This window comes from Streptomyces sp. NPDC029674, from assembly GCF_044903205.1.
In the GTDB taxonomy this organism is placed as follows: Bacteria; Actinomycetota; Actinomycetes; order Streptomycetales; family Streptomycetaceae; genus Streptomyces.
In genome coordinates, this window is sequence record NZ_JBJDPY010000005.1 from 452684 (window position 1) to 470082 (window position 17399).

At 72.4% G+C, this 17399-nt stretch carries 7 protein-coding genes; 1 reads left to right on the top strand and 6 read right to left on the bottom strand.

Annotated elements, in window-relative coordinates; all coding sequences use genetic code 11:
* Positions 1-116: 116 nt before the first annotated feature.
* Positions 117-5444, bottom strand: a complete 5328-nt coding sequence (locus ACI2L3_RS15430; protein WP_404752863.1) for a neuraminidase-like domain-containing protein — start codon at positions 5442-5444, stop codon at positions 117-119.
* 56 nt (positions 5445-5500) lie between these two features.
* On the bottom strand, positions 5501-12856 hold the full coding sequence (locus tag ACI2L3_RS15435; protein ID WP_404752864.1) for a SpvB/TcaC N-terminal domain-containing protein: 7356 nt from the start codon (positions 12854-12856) through the stop codon (positions 5501-5503).
* Positions 12857-13089: 233 nt separating this feature from the next.
* Here ACI2L3_RS15435 and ACI2L3_RS15440 point away from each other — a divergent pair, with 233 nt between their 5' ends.
* Positions 13090-13752: an O-methyltransferase gene (locus tag ACI2L3_RS15440; protein ID WP_404752914.1), complete on the top strand. Its 663-nt coding sequence runs from the start codon at positions 13090-13092 to the stop codon at positions 13750-13752.
* A 57-nt stretch (positions 13753-13809) separates the two neighbouring features.
* Here the strand turns inward: ACI2L3_RS15440 and ACI2L3_RS15445 are convergent, their stop codons facing one another.
* From ACI2L3_RS15445 to ACI2L3_RS15460, 4 genes are all read right to left on the bottom strand, one after another.
* A complete protein-coding gene (locus tag ACI2L3_RS15445) occupies positions 13810-14850 on the bottom strand; it encodes an HAD-IIIC family phosphatase (protein ID WP_404752915.1) in 1041 nt (346 codons plus the stop codon).
* A gap of 98 nt (positions 14851-14948) precedes the next feature.
* Positions 14949-16139 (bottom strand): acyl-CoA dehydrogenase family protein, encoded by a 1191-nt coding sequence (locus tag ACI2L3_RS15450; RefSeq protein WP_404752916.1) that lies wholly within the window; start codon positions 16137-16139, stop codon positions 14949-14951.
* Between the two features lie 7 nt (positions 16140-16146).
* Positions 16147-16464 (bottom strand): acyl carrier protein, encoded by a 318-nt coding sequence (locus ACI2L3_RS15455; RefSeq protein ID WP_404752865.1) that lies wholly within the window; start codon positions 16462-16464, stop codon positions 16147-16149.
* Entirely contained in the window at positions 16464-17375 is a 912-nt protein-coding gene (locus ACI2L3_RS15460) for a 3-hydroxyacyl-CoA dehydrogenase family protein (protein WP_404752866.1), read from the bottom strand. Before ACI2L3_RS15460 ends, ACI2L3_RS15455 begins: the two co-directional genes overlap by 1 nt.
* Between the last annotated feature and the right edge of the window lie 24 nt (positions 17376-17399).

Below are 17399 nucleotides of genomic sequence, written 5' to 3' on the forward strand. Positions count from 1 at the left end.
GGGTACCGGAAGGAGACCAGGCCGTCATCACGCCGTGATCGTAGCCCGGCCGCGTCTCCCCCGGCACCCACGCCCCACTGGTACACCGCAGGAACAAGCCACCTGAGGTGTCCGGTTCACCCCGACGACGTCCACGCGGGGCCGCGCCCCGACCAGCTGAGGACCAGGAGGATGTCGTCCAGCGTGCCGGAGTCGAACAGCGTCCTGGCCTCGGGGCCGAAGGCGAGGTGCCAGGCTCCGGCCGGTGTGGTGCCGTTCAGGGATCGCCAGTCGGCCGCGTTGCCCCTGCGCGTGGAGGCGATGCCGTCGTTGGTGGTGGCCTCGCCGCCGGCGGCGCCCCGGCGCAGGGCCACCACCGTGGGCGGGACCGCCGCGGAGCTCGTGAGGCGTACGGCGACCGCCGCGGTCGTCAGCTCCTCGATCCCCATCGGGAAGTCGGCGTCGCGCAGGACGAGCGTGGTCGCGCGGTCGCCGGCGTCGGGCGGGTTGTTGAGGTCGTACCACTGGTCGGGGAAGTCCCGGGCGAGGCTGAAGACGCAGTCGGCGCCGCGCTGCCGGTCGGCGTTGAGGCGGGCGGTGACCTGCTCGCGGTAGCCGCTGTCGTACAGAGCCGTGTAGTCGATGGTGATGAGGACGTCGACGATGGACGAGAAGTCGAACGGGTTGGCGGCGGGCGGGAGTTGCAGTTCCCAGCTGGTGTCGACGCCGCTGGACTCGAAGGGGAGCAGCAGGTCGGACTGGGCGTCGAGTGCGAAGACGCCGGTGGCTCCCACCGGGGAGGTCAGGGCGACGACCGACGGGTCGTGCCGCACGGTGATGTCGCGGAACACGCCGTCCTGGCCGGTGGTCACCCGCGAGATTCCGTTGGAGAGGAGGGTCGCGCGGATGCCCCGGTCCGGTGGTACGAGTGCGACGACGCTGGTGTGCACCTGCCGGATCAGGCGCAGATAGTGGCCGGGGAAGTCCGCGTCGAACAGCGCCGTGGGCGTGGCGAAGGACAGGGTGCCCGTCGCGCGGAAGTCCTGGAACTCGACCGGCATGAGGCGGGCGAGCGAGAACGTCTGGGACAGGTTGAGGCGGCGCCGTTCGGAGCTGAGCGCGTACTGGTCGAGGCGGGTCAGGTCCTCGGCGAGCTGTTCGGCGCCCGCGAGGCCCCGGCGGCTGGGCCCGGTGGCTTCGGCGGGCGACCGCCAGTAGTCGTTGCGGATGAGTGACTGTGCCGGTTCGGCCCGCTCGAAGGCGAGCTGTGCCTGGGCGAGGCGGGCGGTGGCGGTGGCCTGCTGAAGGAAGTAGCGGTAGACGCCGCCGAGCGTGGTGCTCAGCCACAGGTACAGGTCGGCGTTGGTGAACTGGTCGCCCAGGAACTTGAGGGTCGCCAGCGCCTGGTCGTGCTGGAGCGCGGCGATGCCCGACTCCTGGATGGCGATGCCCAGGTGGTCCCGGGCCGTCGCCACCTGGGCGGCGGCGATCAGGGAGTCCTGTTCCGCGGCGACCAGCTGGCGCCGCCAGTCGTCACGGCGCTGCTCGATTCCGGCGTGCAGCTGGTTGGCCTGGAGCTGTGCCTCCACGTCGTTCTGCCATGCCTGCAGCCCGCCCTTGATGACCACGCCCGCCGAGATGGAGAGGGCGAGGGCCACCTTGGCGCCTCCGCTGAAGAAGACGTCGGCGAGGCTGGACGCGTTGGAGGCCGCCTGGGCGATGCCGATGGCGGTGTCCGCAGTGACGATGCCGTCCTTGATGTCGCGCAGCTTGTCGTAGTCGGTCAGCATCCTCGTCTCGTAGGCGTTCGGGGGCGCTTCGATCGCGGCCGTGTAGCGCTCGGCCATGACGTCGGCCCTGGTCTTCTGCGCCTCGGCGGCGCTCACCGCGTCCGTGGCCTCGGTGATCCGGCTCGTCGCCAGGGTGGCGTGCGCGGCGCTCAGGTCGATTCCCTTGAGCGCTTCGAAGACGCGCAGGTTCCGCTCGTCGTACTTCTCCAGCGCGGCGAGGTATCCGGCTTCCATCTGGGCGGCCTGGGCGGTGAGTTGACGGGCCCGGTCGAGCAGTACGCGGAAGCGGTACGGCGTCGGCTGGCTGACGGTCAGCATCGTGGAGACGCCTTGGGCGCGGGGCATGCCGGCGATGTTCCGGCCCTGGCGCAACTTGGCGAGCTGGACCCGGGCACGGGCGCGCAGCGACTCGGCCTCCGGGATGGCCAGGGCCGGTTCGCCGGTGTTGGTCGGCGGCAGCGCCTTGAGCCGGGGTGCGTCGAGGAGCCGCCGGGCGGTGACGTAGAGGGCGCGGGCGTGGGCGACGGACTCGTCGGTCTCGCGGGTGAACTCGGCGTCGGCGTGGTCGAGATGGCAGCGTACGACGGAGAGGAGGGTGTACCGGCTGTAGGGGGTCGGGCGGGTCGCGGCGAGCGTGAACGGGTCGAGCCGCGTCGTCCACTTCGGCGGGAAGCGCAGGTCGGGCCGGGCGGGTGTCTCCAGGTTGAGGCGGTGGTAGATGGAGACCGGGTCGCTGACGTCGTAGGGCAGGACGAGCCAGTACCAGTCGAGGGCGGCGGGGTGGTCGCCGACCGACTGCAGGCGTGCGGCGAGCAACAGCGGCACGGCCCAGAAGGTCTCCCGGGCGGCCGTCTCGCTCTGGGCGGCGGACAGGTCCCGCAGGGCCCGCTGGTGTGCCATGGACCTGTTCGGGTCCAGGTAGGTGAAGTTCAGGCCCAGCTGGGTCAGGTATGTCGCCGCGTGCCGTTTGGCGTCGGCGGCGCTGAAGGGGCCGGTGCCGCGGATGTTGGCGTAGAAGGTGTCGAACGGTTTCGCCGGGGTGGCGTTCGGGACCAGGAGCGTCGGGTCGAGGTTGCGTTCGGGGAAGAGGAAGGCCGTGGTGGCCGCCTGCCAGCTGCCGTGCTCGCCCATCCACACCCAGGCGGCGGTGAACGCGTCGAAGTCGTTGAGGGTCCAGGCGGCCGCCGGGTGGGCCGGGGGCAGCGCGCCGGAGCGCTTCGCGGACAGCAGTGACTGGACGCTTTCGATGGCCTGCCTGATCCGGGTGGTGCGCAGGGTGCCGCCGGCGAGTACGTCGACCAGGAACAGGGCGGACATCGCCTCGCCGGTGTCGGTGAGGTCGCTGTTCGTGGGTGCGGCGAGGTCGGTGAGGAGGGCGTCCCGCAGGATCGGCAGGGCCGCCTGCTCGGCGGAGGCGACGGCCCGCACTCCGGCGGCGAGGATGTCCTGGCGCTCGGCGGTGCGGCCGCGCAGCACGGTCTGCCAGTCGTCGCGCGCGCGAGGGTCGGCGCGGAGCGGGGCGACCTGGGGGCCGGTGCCGGAGAGCACGAAGTAGTCGGGCGAGAGGACGAACGCCGTCTCCTGGGCCCGCCATGTGGGGTACAGCTGGCGTCGGCGGGCGCCGACGAGGACGGCGATGGCGTCGGTCCACTCGGCGCGGGTGAGCGGCCCGGCGGCTGCGAGGCGTGCGAGCGCCCGCAGGTGCAGGAAGCCGCCGCGGGGCAGGCCGACCGCGTCGAGGGCCGGGCCGATGTCGGTGCCGCGGGTGTCCTTGGCCTCCAGGTCGGCGAGGTCGGTGTCCGGCAACGCGCGTGCCGTCATCGCGGCGAGGCCCTTCACGGGATCGGTCTCCGCGTTGCGCAGGCTGTTGAGCAGGTTCCCGTAGTCGGAGAGGGCGTGGGCGCGCTGGGCCAGGAGGGTGCGGACGGGGTCGCCCTTGGGGCCCGCCACCACGTCGGCGGCGCCGATGACGTCGGGGTCGGCAAGGGCCGTGAAGGCCCTGGGTGTCCGCGGGTGCTGGTCCTGCTCGGCCCAGGACGGTGTGAGGGCGGTCAGTTGCCAGGTGAGGATGAGCGGGGTCACGGGCGCTCTGAGCGGGTCGGTGGCCGCACTGGACGGCAGGCCGAACAGGGTCTCCAGGGCGGCTTCGGTCAGGGCCGTGCCGTCCAGGACGAGACGGTCCAGTTCGTCGGGGCGCTGGCCCGTGAGGCGGATGCCCAGCCGGCCGGCGAGGGCACGGCGGGCCGCGGGGTCGGCTCCCCTGGCCAGTCGCAGCTCCGCGTAGGACGTGCCGAAGGCGGCGAGCAGATCGGCGTAGGCGGTGTCGCGGTAGGTGGCTTCGGCGGCGGCGCCGGGGACTGTGGGGGTGTTGGTGGCGGCGATGCGGGCGCGCAACAGCTCGACGGGTACGCGGAGTTGGCTGACCTCGCGGCTGCCCCGGTCGGCCGCGGCGGACAGGGGCTGGCTGAGCCGGCCCAGGGGCTGGCCGAGGGCGGCGACGAGGGTGGGGGTGTCCAGCGGGGCGGGCGGGGTGCCGGGGACGGTGACCTGTTCCTGCGCGAAGGACAGCAGGCCGCTCAGATACTGCCGCTCGTTGAGCCGCTCGTCCAGGGTGGCGGGGACGTAGGAGCTGATCACCACGACCGGGACGGCGAGCTGCGGGGCCGGGGTCGTGTTGCCGGCCTGGTCGGTCGCCCGCACATGGATGGTGTGGGCGCCGAATCCGGACAGCGGTACGTCGGCGCTCCAGTTGCGGAAGTCACCCGTCGCCGCGGGCCGGGCCGCGGTCCAGGGGCCACCGGGCGCGAGCGCCCAGGCCACGGTGGCCGGTGCGCCCACCATGCCGCTCTGGGCGTCCTCGGCGGTGCCCTGCACGGACACCGTCACCGCGCCGTTGGCGTCGCCGATGATGTTGGCGGCGGGCTGCGGTGAGACGACTCGCACCCGTGGCGACGCGATGTCGCGGCCGGTGAGGGAGCGGGTCTGGGTCGTCGCCACGCCGTCGGGGTCGGCGCAGGTGACCGACAGGGACCGGGTGCCGAGCGGCATGGGTGCGAGCAGCACCGGCTTCGCGTACGTGGTGCCGGTGAACCGCTCGGACGTGGTCTGTCCGTCCCTGGTGATGCTCACCGTGAGCGGGAAGAACTGGTCGCTGCCCGTGGTGAACTGGACGGAGACCTGTCCGCCGCCCTCGTCGAGGTTGACCACCGCGCCGTTGGCCGGGGAGGTGAGGGTGAAGGCGGGTGGTGCGGCGGCCGCCACGTGGACGGTGAGGGGCGGCGACACTATGTCGCGGGCCCCCGCCACTCCGACCGCGACGAGCGTGTGGTCGCCGGGGCGTGCGAACGTCACGGAGTAGCTTCCTCCGCCGCCTTGGGGGTCGTTGATGACCACCGTGCCGTCGACGCTGATCCGGGTCGCCGTGTAGGTGACGGCGTCCCTCGGCTCCCAGGTCAGGTCCGCGGGGACCCAGACCCAGCGGGTGCCGCGGTCCTCCCGCACGACGACCGTCGTGGGCGTGCCCGCCACGACCCGGGTCGCGGGGACCGAGACGCTGACCCACGGCGGGACGTCGGGCGGAGCCTTCGGGATGGGCGGGGCTTCCGCGACGGGCAGCCGCTTCCCCGTCGCGGCCTTCTCCGCCGTGTGCGGTGTCTCGTGGTCCTCGGCGGTCACGTCGCCCCCCTCTTGTGTATGTGTCCGGACGGTCGTCGAGAGGAGCGCGGTACGGATCACTGACGGCAGATCGGTGACGCGTACAGGCAGGAGTTGCGGATGATCTGCTCCGCCGTCTTCGCGTCGTGGGTCGCCCTGATCCGCTCGACGAGCTGCTGCCTGCCCTCCGCCCCGGCGAGCAGCAGCGGGCCGGGACTCACCTCCCACAGCAGCAGGCCGACCTGCTTGGCGGCCTCCCAGCCGTGTCCCTCGCGCAGATGGGTGCCGGCCATGAAGGACCGGTACACGACCGGGACGGCGATGGCCGCCCTGCCGACGAAGCCGACGACCCGCCCGGCCTTGCCCATGAGCCCGGCCCCCTTCTCCGCCACTTCGGCAGCGGCCACGCCCTCGGCCGCGGCCGCCCCCTTCGCCGCGGTGCCCGCCCCGGCCGACGGACGGGCCGGCGCCGCGCCCGACGGGACGGGGCCCGCACCGCCCCCGGGTGGTCCGCGCATCACGAAGCCGGTCTTGGGGACGTTCTCGAAGCCGAGCTTGCCGAGGGCCTCGCGCACCCGCGTCGCCGCCGGGCCGGTGCCCGTCTTGATGATGTCCCAGACGTGCCCGTTGACCGCGGCCTTGAGGGCGGTCGGCGACATCCCCATGGGGTCGCGGACCCTCGCGACCGCGTCGGCGAAGACCGTCCGCATCTCCGTGATCTCGTTGAACCGGTGTGTGAACAGGAGGCTCGCGTCCTCGGCGACCGACCGGACGACACGGCTGAGGGAGCCGGCCCGTGCCTCGGTCCCGAGGTATTTGGTGTACCGGTTCGTGGCCGGGTCGAGCAGCTGACGGTTGGACACGTCGAGCGCCCTGGCCCGGGCCTCCCCCACCGAGATGCCCCGCTGTCCGACCGGCAGCGCCTCGTCGATGTCGAGCGAGACGGGAATCTCGCGCAGACCTGCCTTCCCCTGGACCTGGAAGGGGTTCTCCGAGCTGTCGAGAAGGCCGATCGCGTCGGACGCGACGTCGCCGACGGTCGCGCTCTGCTTGCCCGTGGGATCGGTGAGGCGCAGCGGATTGGCGCGTACGTAGGTGAAGAGGTTGAGTCCGTCGACGATGCCCAGCGGGTCGCAGCTGGTCCAGCGCGCGGTCCACGGCGCGTAGGAGCGGGCCCCGTGGTGGTTCAGCCCGCTCTCCTCGTCGCGCTCGGCGCCGGTGAACCGGTAGCGCTTCCTGGTGTGGCCGCCGAAGCTGGTCTCGCCGTAGGGGGTGTACTCCTCGCGGTTGGTGAGGATCCCGGCGTGGTCCAGTACGGCGGTGCTGCTGCCGAGGTGGTCGCCCAGGTGGAAGGCGGTGGCGGGGCCGCGGTCGTCCGGGTGGGCCGGGCCGAGCCGGACGAGTGCGACCCTGCGGCGGTCGTCCATGACGTGGATGTGCTGGTTCTCGCCGCTGCCCGCGGACCCGGCCCAGCGGTGGTGCTCGAAGAGCTCGTCGACGTAGTGGACGACTTCCACGCCACCGCCCTGGCGGCGCACCAGCTTTTTGATCCGCCGGCCCGTCGCGTCGTGGAGGTACTGCGCGTGGACCGACGGCTCGGCTCCCGCGGTCCGGGTCGCGAACGCCTTGAGCCGGTCGCCGTGGTCCCACGCGAAGTGCCGTGAGGTGGTCTCCCCGGTCATGTTGCCGTTGCGGTCGAATGTGTAGTCGTACGGTGTCTGCCCGGTGGTCGTGCGCCGCAGCCGGTTGCTGCCGGGCGTGAGGGTGAAGGTGCGCGCGAAACCGCCGGTGCCCGTGTGCGTCAGGGCGAGCAGGCTGTCCGCGGCGTCGTACCGGTACGTTTCCCGGTAGGCCTGCGCCCTGGTCACATCGGTGCCGCGTGGTGTGGCGTGCCACGGGTCACCGGCGGGCGGGGCCCGGTGCTCGCGGCCCGTCGCGCTCAGCAGCCGGTAGCAGGGGTCGTAGGTGAAGTGCCGGTCGAGCGCGTCGCCGCCGCCAAGCAGTTTGCGCAGGATGGGGTCGTCCGTGCCGAGTGCGGCCGCGTTGCCCGGGATGCCGCTGCCCGGCGTCCGTTCGCGCAGGGTCAGGAGGTTTCCCGCGAGGTCGTGCTCGTAGCCGTGGTCCTGCAGCGGGTCACCCGACGGCCGGTAGGTACGCGCGTCGACGAGGGTGTAGTGCTCGCTGCGCAGCCGCGTGAGCAGGAACGTGTGCGGGTCGTACGCGTACCGGGTGAGGACGCCGTTGCCGTAGGCGATCAGCGTCCGCTGTCCCTTGGCGTCGTAGCTGATCCGCTGCACGTACACCGTGTCGTCGAGGCGCACCTGCTCCAACGTGCCCGCCCGGCTGTAGGTGGGCCTGAGGACCCGGCGGCGTCCTTCCACATCGACGGGGAACGCATGCCTCACGACCCGGTCGAGGGCGTCGTACGCCGAGTTGGTCACGTAGCCGACGGGTTCGAGGAGTTGTGCGTCACGGGTCTCGCGGGACTGGCCGGGAGCGGGTGTCCACTCGACCTGGAACGGCACGATCTGCCAGTCCCTGCCCGCAGCGTTCTCGTAGCTGTCGAGGATCGGGGCGTCGGCGATGATCCGCCGTGTGGTCTCCAGGACATTGCCCTTGCAGTCGGCCGCGGTGACGGTCACGAGCCCCGCTTCGTCGTGGTGGCGCACGGGGCGGCCGAGCAGGTTGCGGGCGCGGGCCGCGGCCCGTTCGGCGGCGGGTTGCCCGGGCGTGCCGCCGTCGCCGTACTCGACGATCTGACGCAGTGACACCGGACCTGTGCCGTCGTCGCGCGCCCACACGCGGGTCGGCCTGCGCAGTGCGTCGAACGCGCACAGCGTCAACGACCCCTTGCTGTCCCGGGTCTCGACGGCGCGGCCGAGCGCGTCGGGCACCGTGTCGCGGCGCCCGCAGTCGATGCCGTCGGCCCGCCAGCGCCGCCGCGCCATGTCGTACACGTACCGGAACGTCTCCCGGCCGAGCGCGTCCGTCACCGAGACGAGGTTGCCCCGGACGTCGTACTCGGCTCCGGTGGTGATGCGGTCCGCCGGCCCGGCCCCGTTGCGGGCGACGGTACGCACCGTCCGGCCGAGCGCGTCGACCTCCATGCTCGCCGGGGTGTTCCAGTGGCTCGCGTAGGGCTGCGTGGAGTCGGGGTGCGTGCGGCCCGCGTTGTCGTTGGCGTCGTAGGTGTACGACTCCCAGGGGGTCGGCGCGAAACCGTCCGGGTCGGTGAGGTCGGCCGGGACGCCGAAGAGGACTCGCTGCTCGCTGCCGTCCGGGTTCAGGGTGCGCACCACCTGACCGCGAGGGTCGTAGAACAGCTCGGTGTGCTGCCCCGACCGGGCGTCGGGCGCCTCGGCATAGGCGAAGCCGGTGGCGTGGAACGGCTCGTACTTGCGCACCACCCGCCCCTTGTTGTCGTACACCTGATGGCCGGAGACGATCACGTTCTCCGGATCCGAGGCGCCCCGGGTGCGTCCGATGGTGTCGCCGACCGGTGTGAGGTCGCCCGCCGGTATGGTGCCGCCGCCGTACGCGGGATCGCCGAAGAGGGTGTCCTCGGCCTGGGTGCGGGTCTGGAGGAGACGGCCGAATCCGTCGGAGTACTGCACCGACACCAGGACGTCGTCGACGCGCTCGGGCGGCGTGTCGGTGTCCGTGTCGTGGTGCACACGGCGCACGGTGCGCACGGCGGCCGGGCCCCGCCCCTCGGCGAAGGCCAGCAGGTCGTACGTCGTGCGGGTGCCGGGCGCCGCACGGTCGCCCTCCCCGTTCCGGCCGCGCACGGAGCGGGCGGTGACGAAACCGGCCGGGGAGTAGGCGACCGTGGTGGTCGTGCCGTTGGCGTCCGTCAGCTCACGCGGATACAGCAGCCGGTGGTCGGCCACGGCGTCGGTCGTCAGCCCTGCCGGGTCGACGCAGCGCACCGGGAGCAGGTCGTGCGCGTCGTAGTCGATGCGGCTGTGCGCGCCCAGCGGGTCGATTGACGCGAGCGGCAGGCCGCGGGGTGTCCGGCCCGCCACCTGGGTGTCGTACTGATGGCGTGCGGTGATCACGTAGTAGCCGGCGGGTGAACCGGGCAGCTCGCCGTCGGTGTGGTGCACATGTCCGGCGAGCCGGGGCAGCAGGTCGCGGAACTCCCGCGGATATTCGCCGGTCCAGGCGGTGGCTCCGCCCGGGGTGAGATATGCCGGGCGGGGACCGGTCGCCGCCGGATCGTCGGACCGGTACAGGGAGTCGAGGAACGCGTCGGTGAAGGCGAGGGACTCGGTGCGGGAGAGCAGTCCGAACTCGCCGAGCACTCCGTGCGGAAGCCCCGTGTACGCGTCGCCGTCGTACCGGTTGCGCGTGTCCGTGAGCAGGCGCAGCTCCACCCCGCTGCCCTGTGGCGGCCCGGCGAGAACGGTGTCCCGCAGGTCGGCCACGCGCAGCCGGCCGTCGTGCACGACCTCGGACTCGGTCTTCCTCGCGACCTTGTCGACCAGGTAGTGCGTGGCGTCGTCGCGGCGGGCGTACTCCAGCATCGTGTACGTCGACAAGTAGGGCTGCGTCACGGTGGCGACGGCGGCCAGCGGGTCGCGGCCGCGCGGCACGGCGAGGGCCAGCTGTCCGGTCGGCAGGCCGTACCGGTCGTGCCCGGCGGGGAAGGTGAAGCGCGTCATGGGTTCGACGCCGCGCTCGTACTCGGTGACGCGCTCGCCGAGTGTGAACGGGAAGAAGATCCGCTCGCGGGCGTCGTCCCCGGTCGGCGGCGACTCCTCGCGGATGCCGGGGAGCGACTCGGTGACGGTGTAGGGGCGGGATGCGTGGGCGGCGCCGTCCAGGGCGTACAGCTCGGTGCGCTGGAGCCGGCCGCGCAGGGCGCGCAGGGCGGAGCGGCGGGCGGCGCGCGGCAGGGAGGCGAGGAACGCGGACTGCCCCGGCGGGCGCGGCAGCATCGGGGCGTCTCCGCCGAAGTACTCGTGGCGGAGGTCCGCTTCGGTCCATTCGCTCGCTTCGGCGGCGGCGACGGGGCCCGGGTGGAACCAGCTCTTGGTGAGCGTGGGCGGCGAGAAGTGCTCTTCCCGCTCGTGGGGCAGGGATGCCTGGGTGAACGTCTCGGTGTCCAGGCGGTCGACCCTCGCGAAGCCGCGGAACTCCCGCTCCACGCCGTCCCAATAGCCGTGGTGATATCGGTAGGTGGCGCTCGTCCGGCTGCCTGACAGTGCGTCGGTCACCTCGACGCTCGTGACCACGTGGACGGGGAACGGCAGGGTGGTGCGCCAGCGGGTCGCCGGGTCACGCTGATCGCGCAGGTACTCCTCGGTGGAGGGCGCGTACGTCACGCGGGTCACGGCCCCCAGGTGGTTGTCCATCAGCTCGAGCAGCCGCGGCTTGACTCCGCCGCTGAAGTCCAGGAACCGTAAGTGCGGGCGGCCGGACCCGTCGGCGGTGCGGCTGAACAGCAGCCCCTGCATGCCGGTTCCGTACAGGTCGCACACCTGCACGGAGTCCGTGCCCACCACGTCCGGGGTGCCCCGGACGGCGACCGGCTCGTCCGTCCACCCGTTGCCGGACCTGTTGCCCCAGAGCAGTACCCGGCCGCGGTCGACGAAGATCAGGTCGGCCGCGCCGTCCCCGTCGACGTCGCCGAGCAGCAGCCGCCGCGCATCGTAATCCGCGGGCAGCCGGGGCGAGTTGCGCATGGTCACCCGCGTCCCCCACCGGCCGTGCCCCAGGTTCGGCTGATAGGAGATGTTGCCGCTGCTCAGCAGCACGATGTCCGGCAGCCCGTCACCGGTCATGTCGGCGAGCCGCACCCGGGGGTTCGTGAAGTCGACCGGCGGTCCGGCGGCCGCACCGCTGGCCGAGCGTCGCCACGCCAGCCGCGGGTCCGGGTCGTTGAACCAGCACTCCAGACGTGCCCCGGACCGCACCACGTCGGTCAGGCCGTCCCCGTCCAGATCGGCGAGGCGTACGTTCGCGTCACTCAGCTCCACCGACGGCGACTGCCCGTAGCGCGTGAACGAGCGACGGCTCCAGCCTCCCGCGAAGCTCATCGGGAAGTAGCCCGCCGCCATGCCCTCGGCCCGCACGCCCGCTCCCGTGGGCCCGCCCCGCGCGGCCCTCTCGGACACCAGAAGGTCGGGGCGGCCGTCGCCGTTGGCGTCCAGGAACCGCACGCCGGGATCGGCGAGCGAACAGGGCGGCACCTCGGCGAGGGCGCGGGGCAACTCGAAGCGCCCACCGCCGGCATTGCGCCACACGCGGGCCGCGGCAGGCCCGAGCTCGACGACATCGGGCAGCCCGCTGCCGCGCAGATCCACCAGCGCGAGCACCGGACTGCCGAGCGACGCCGTCGGCAGGCCGGGCCCCGTCAGCGGGGCCAAGCGGTGCGCGGCAGGGTCGAATCCCGTATAGGCGAACGTCAGCGGTGGCAGCCGCTCCTCCGCGGCCTCCTGCCCCGGCGGGAGGCCCTGGTCGTCGACGCCGACCGCGTCGACACGCGTCAGCAGCGACACCCCGTTGAACACGGCCTGTTCGTAGCCCAGCCGGTACTCGCGCGCCGGACGGGCGACACCGTCCGCGGCATGCGTGGTCACCCGGATGGAGCGGCACCGCAGCGTGCTGCGCACTTCGAACCCGGAGCGGTGGCCGGAGAACGGATCGGGCCGCTGCTCGTACGCGAACGCCACCTCGACCAGGAACGAAGGGGCCGCCCGGTCCCCGTAGTCCGCGTACCGGATACGGGAGAGCAGCGGCTGGTCCCAGGCGTGCCCGGGCTCGCGGCCCTTGTCGCGCAAATACTCGTACCGGATCAGGTTGCCGAGGGCGTCCCGGCTCTCGGTGACCCGCCAGCCGAAGATCCGCTGCGGGGCGTCGGGGTCGGCGACCGTCGCGGGATCGCGCCAGGCCGCGTCCGCGCCGCCCGGGCGCCGGCTGCCGTAGCGGCTGAGCATGCCGTCCCTGCCGCGCACCTCCCAGAAGTCGCCCGACCCGTCCCGGACGTGCTCGATCCGCGCGAACTGTCCCTCCGTGCGCGGCCGGTAGCGCGTCCGTCCCGGCAGACCGCCCTCGACGGGCACCAGGTCATCGGCCCCGGACAGGACGAACACATCGGGCCGCGCCACCGCACCGGGCCGCCGGTCGGCCGCGTTTCCCGGGATGTCCGCGTAGCTCGGAACACCACGGGACGTCTTGCGCGCCACTCCCGGCAGACTCAGCTGCCAGCCGATGCCGAAGGGGCCGTTGCCCTGTCCCGTGCTGTACCCCAGGGACAGTTGGGGCGTCAGCCCCGCGCGGCCGGGCGGTATCCCGATCGGCACCGTGAAGTTGCCCGTGCCGGTGAACAGATCGGGGGCGAACGTCTCCCCCAGACCGCTGACCGCACCGCCGCCCTGGGGCAGCGAGATCACCGCGCCCTCTGCCGCGGCAGCCGCTCCTCCACCCATGCGCCGAGCCTCCGCTCCCCCACACCGAACCGAGTCGGACCGGCTCGGGTCTGACCGGGTGCCCGGGGGCTGAAGTCTGGACCTCGTGGAGCCGCCTGTCACGCCCCGCGCCGCAGGAAATTGAGCACCGCTCGGTTTCAGCCGTTCGATGACCTTGCCGCGGTATTCGCTGTTACGGTCGTGAAGGGATTACTTCCCATTCATTGCGCGGCAGAGAGAAGGGCGTTGCCTTCATGGCTGACCAGATCGATTCCACCGGCCCCCTCCTTTCCTACGTCAGGGATGTGTCACTCCGCGACGACGACATTCTGAGAGGGCTGCGGGAGGAAACGGCGCAGCTGCCGGGTGGCACGGCCATGCAGGTCATGGCGGAGGAAGGCCAGTTACTGGCGCTGCTCGTCCGCCTCACCGGAGCACGGTCGGTGCTGGAGCTCGGCACCTTCACCGGGTACAGCACGCTGTGCATGGCGCGGGCGCTGCCCGCCGACGGCAAGGTCGTGACCTGCGACGTCACCGACCGGTGGCCCGACATCGGCGCCGCGTACTGGAAGCGGGACGGCATCGACGACCGGATCGAGCTGCGCGTCGGGGACGCGCGGGACACCCTGGACGAGCTGCTCACGGAACGGGGCGCCGGCGCGTTCGACCTCGTATTCATCGACGCCGACAAAACCAACTACCGGACCTATTACGAGAAGTCGCTCGCTCTCACCAGGAGCGGCGGGCTTCTCGTCATCGACAATACGCTCTTCTTCGGGCGCGTCGCGGACCCGGAATTCGACGACGCGGACACCGTGGCCATTCGCGAGCTCAATTCGGCGCTGACCGCGGATGAACGCGTGGACATTTCCCTGCTGCCGATGGCGGACGGCATCACACTGGCCCGCAAGCGCTGAGTACGGAGGCGGGGGCGGCCCCGTGCGTGGGAGCCACGTACCGGGCCGCCCCGTCCCTCAGACCAGGTTCACCGCGCTCACCTTGATCGTCGTCGATGCCGGGCGCGGCGAGGGCCGCAGATGCAGGCGCTGGAGGTCGTCCGCCGCCGGCGGGAGGGTCGCGACGCAGGAGCACGGGTCGGCGTCCGTGAATCCCGCGAAGCGGTAGGCGATCTCCATCATGCGGTTGCGTTCGGTGGGCCTGAAGTCGGCCACCAGATGCGTGTCCGCGCGGGCCGCCTCGTCGATGAGCCAGTTGAGGATGGTCGCGCCCGCGCCGAACGACACCACGCGGCAGGAGGTGGCGAGTAGTTTGAGGTGCCACGCCGCCGGGCGGCGCTCCAGGAGCAGTACGCCGACGGCGCCGTGCGGGCCGAAGCGGTCCGTGAGCGTGACCACCAGGACCTCGTGGCCGGGATCGGTGAGCAGCCGGCGCAGGTCGGCGTCGGAGTAGTGCACTCCGGTGGCGTTCATCTGGCTGGTGCGCAGGGTGAGTTCCTCGACGCGCGACAGTTCGTCGTCGGTGGCGCGGCCGATGCGCATGTCCAGCTCCAGGGAGCGCAGGAAGTCCTCGTCCGGCCCGGCCGCCTCGGCCCGGGCTGCCTCGCGCCGGAACCCCGCCTGGTACATCTGGCGCCGCCGCCGGGAGTCCACCGTCTGCAGGGGCGGCGTGAACTCCGGGCGCCCCGGCAGGTGTTCGGCGTCCTCGGCGTCGTAGCAGCGGACCTCGGGGAGGTGGTAGGTGACCTCGGCGCGTTCGGCGGGCTGGTCGTCGATGAAGCCGACGGCGCTCAGGGCGAATCCCAGGGTGTCGGCGATCCGGCGTACCGCGTCCGACTTGGGGCCCCAGCCGATCCGCGGCAGCACGAAGTACTCGGCGACGCCGAGTTTCTCCAGTCGGGCCCACGCCGTCTCGTGGTCGTTCTTGCTGGCGACGGACTGGAGGATGCCGCGGGAGTCCAGCTCCACGACGACATCGCGTATCGCGTCCGGCAGCGTCACCTCGCCGTCCTCCAGGAGGGTCCCCTGCCACAGGGTGTTGTCGAGGTCCCAGACCAGGCATTTGAGTACGGGGGCGGAATGGAGGGGCGGCGCGTCACGCGTCGCCGTGGTCGCTGCGGGTGTGTTCGCTCCGGTGGTTGTCACTCCGATTCCCTTCACACACTGCTGCCGAGGACGTGCCGCGCCAGCATCAACTGGCACATCTCGTTGCTGCCTTCGATGATTTCCATGAGCTTCGCGTCGCGGTGGGCGCGGGCCACCACGTGCCCGTCCCGGGCTCCGGCCGAGGCGAGCACCTGGACGGCGGTGGCCGCGCCCCGGGCCGCGCTGCCCGCGCTGACGTGTTTGGCCAGGACCGTGGCCACTACCTGCTCCGGTGAGCCGTCGTCCCAGCAGCGCGAGGCGTGCTCGCAGGCCCGGGCGGCGGTCTGCTCGGCGACGAAGAGCTCGGCGAGGTGGCGGGCGACGAGCTGGTGCTCACCCAGCGGAACGCCGAACTGCTCGCGCGTGGCCGCGTGCCGGGCGGCGGCCGTCAGACAGCCGCGCAGGATGCCGACGCACCCCCAGGCCACCGACATGCGGCCGTAGGCGAGAGCGGTGGTGACAAGGAGCGGCAAGGGCAGCGACGAGCCGCCGAGCACGTGCGCGGCCGGTACCCGCACCCCGTCGAGGGCGATGTCGGCGTGTCCGGCCGCGCGGCAGCCGAGCGGGTCGGCGACGCGGGTGACGCGGACGCCGGGGGTGTCCGCGGGGACGACGACGGCCACCGCCTCGTCGCCGTCGCCTCCGTCCCCGTTCCCGCCGCCGTCTTCGTACTTGCCGCCGTCTTCGTACCTGCCGAATACGACGAGCAGGTCCGCGTAGTGCGCGGCGGTGACCCAGACCTTGTGGCCGTCGAGGACGACCGTGTCCCCGTCGCGGCGCACCCGGGTCGTCATGGCGGACAGATCGCTTCCGGCGCCGCGTTCGCTGAACCCGGCCGCCGCGAGGCCGCCGCCGGTGAGCCGGGGCAGGAACTCCCCGCGCTGCCCGGCGGAGCCGAAGCGCTCGATGGTCCAGGCGGCCATGCCCTGCGAGGTCATGACGGACCGCAGGGAGCTGCACAGGCTGCCGACGTGCGCGGTGAACTCCCCGGCGGCCGCGCTGGACAGCCCCCAGCCCCCGTACTCCGCCGGCACCTGGGGGCAGAGCCGCCCTGCGGCGCCCAGCTCCCGCAGCAGACCGACCGGCAGCAGCCCCGCGCGGTCCCAGGCGTCGGCCTCGTCGCCCACCAGGGCGGTGACGGCGGCGGCCGCCTCCTCCGGGGAGGGCCTGTTGGGCGGTGCGTCGGTCGGTGCCTCCGTCAGTAGCTGGTCACTCACCGGCTCCTCCGGCCGCCGCCTTCTGGAGTCGCTGGACGAGCTCTGTCATCGCCGTGACCGTACGGAAGTTGTCCAGCCGGAGATCGGCGCCGCGGACGGAGACGCCGAAGGACTTCTCCAGATGCACGACGAGCTCCATCGCGAACAGCGAGGAGAGCCCGCCGGAGGCGAAGAGGTCCGCGTCGGTCCCCCAGGAACGCTTGGTGCGCGCCTCCAGAAAGCGCAGGATCTCCTTCTCGACGGCCTCGGTGGAGTCGGCGGACTCGGGGGACTCGGCGGACTCGGTGGCGCCGGCGTCGAAGCTGCTCATCAGTTCTCCTCCTGGTATGCGTAGAATCCACGGCCGGTCTTGCGGCCGAGTTCGCCCTGCCGGACCTTGTCGAGCAGCAGGTCGCAGGGGCGGCAGCCCTCGTCTCCGGTGTGCTGGTGCAGGACGCGCAGCGAGTCCACCAAGTTGTCGATGCCGATCAGGTCGGCGGTGCGCAGCGGTCCTGTGGGGTGACCCAGGCAGCCCTCCATGAGGGCGTCGACGGCCTCGACCGTCGCGGTGCCCTCCTGCACGACCCGGGCCGCGTCATTGATCATCGGGTGGAGGACGCGGCTGGTGACGAAGCCGGGGGCGTCCCGTACGACGACTTGGTGGCGGGCCAGGGCGGTGAGCAGACCGCTGACGGCGGTCATGGTCTCCTCGCCGGTCCTGGCGCCCCGGATGACCTCGACGGTCGGGATCAGGTAGGGCGGGTTCATGAAGTGCGTGCCGACGACGTCCTCGGCGCGTTCCGCGTGACCGGCGAGCTCGTCGATGGGGATGGACGAGGTGTTCGAGATCAGTGGGGTGCCGGGGCGCACCCGGGCCGAGACGTCCGCGAGCGCCTTGGCCTTGAGCTCGGCGACCTCGGTGATGGCCTCGACGACGGCGGTGGCGTCGGCGACGCCTTCGGTGGTGGTGGCCAGTTCCAGGGCCCCGGTGCCGGCGGCGGCCGGGAGGTGGCCCATCAGCTGAGCCATGCGCAGTTCGCGGTCGATGTCGTCCTTGGCTCGGTCGAGCCGCTCCTCGTCGACGTCGACGAGGAGGACCGGTACGCCGTGTCCGAGGGCGAGGGCGGTGATGCCCACGCCCATGACGCCGGCGCCGAGGACGGCGATCCGGTGGTTGCCGGCGGGAGACCGCGGATCGGCGGCGGCCCGCGTATCGGGGGTGGTGTGTGGCGCTCGTGTCATGCGCCTCTCCTAGCGGTGTCGGTG

Coding starts and splice junctions, on each gene's coding strand:
- ACI2L3_RS15435 (WP_404752864.1), bottom strand. CDS start 12,856: ATGGGTGGAGGAGCGGCTGCCGCGGCAGAGGGCGCGGTGATCTCGCTG.
- ACI2L3_RS15460 (WP_404752866.1), bottom strand. CDS start 17,375: ATGACACGAGCGCCACACACCACCCCCGATACGCGGGCCGCCGCCGAT.
- ACI2L3_RS15455 (WP_404752865.1), bottom strand. CDS start 16,464: ATGAGCAGCTTCGACGCCGGCGCCACCGAGTCCGCCGAGTCCCCCGAG.
- ACI2L3_RS15440 (WP_404752914.1), top strand. CDS start 13,090: ATGGCTGACCAGATCGATTCCACCGGCCCCCTCCTTTCCTACGTCAGG.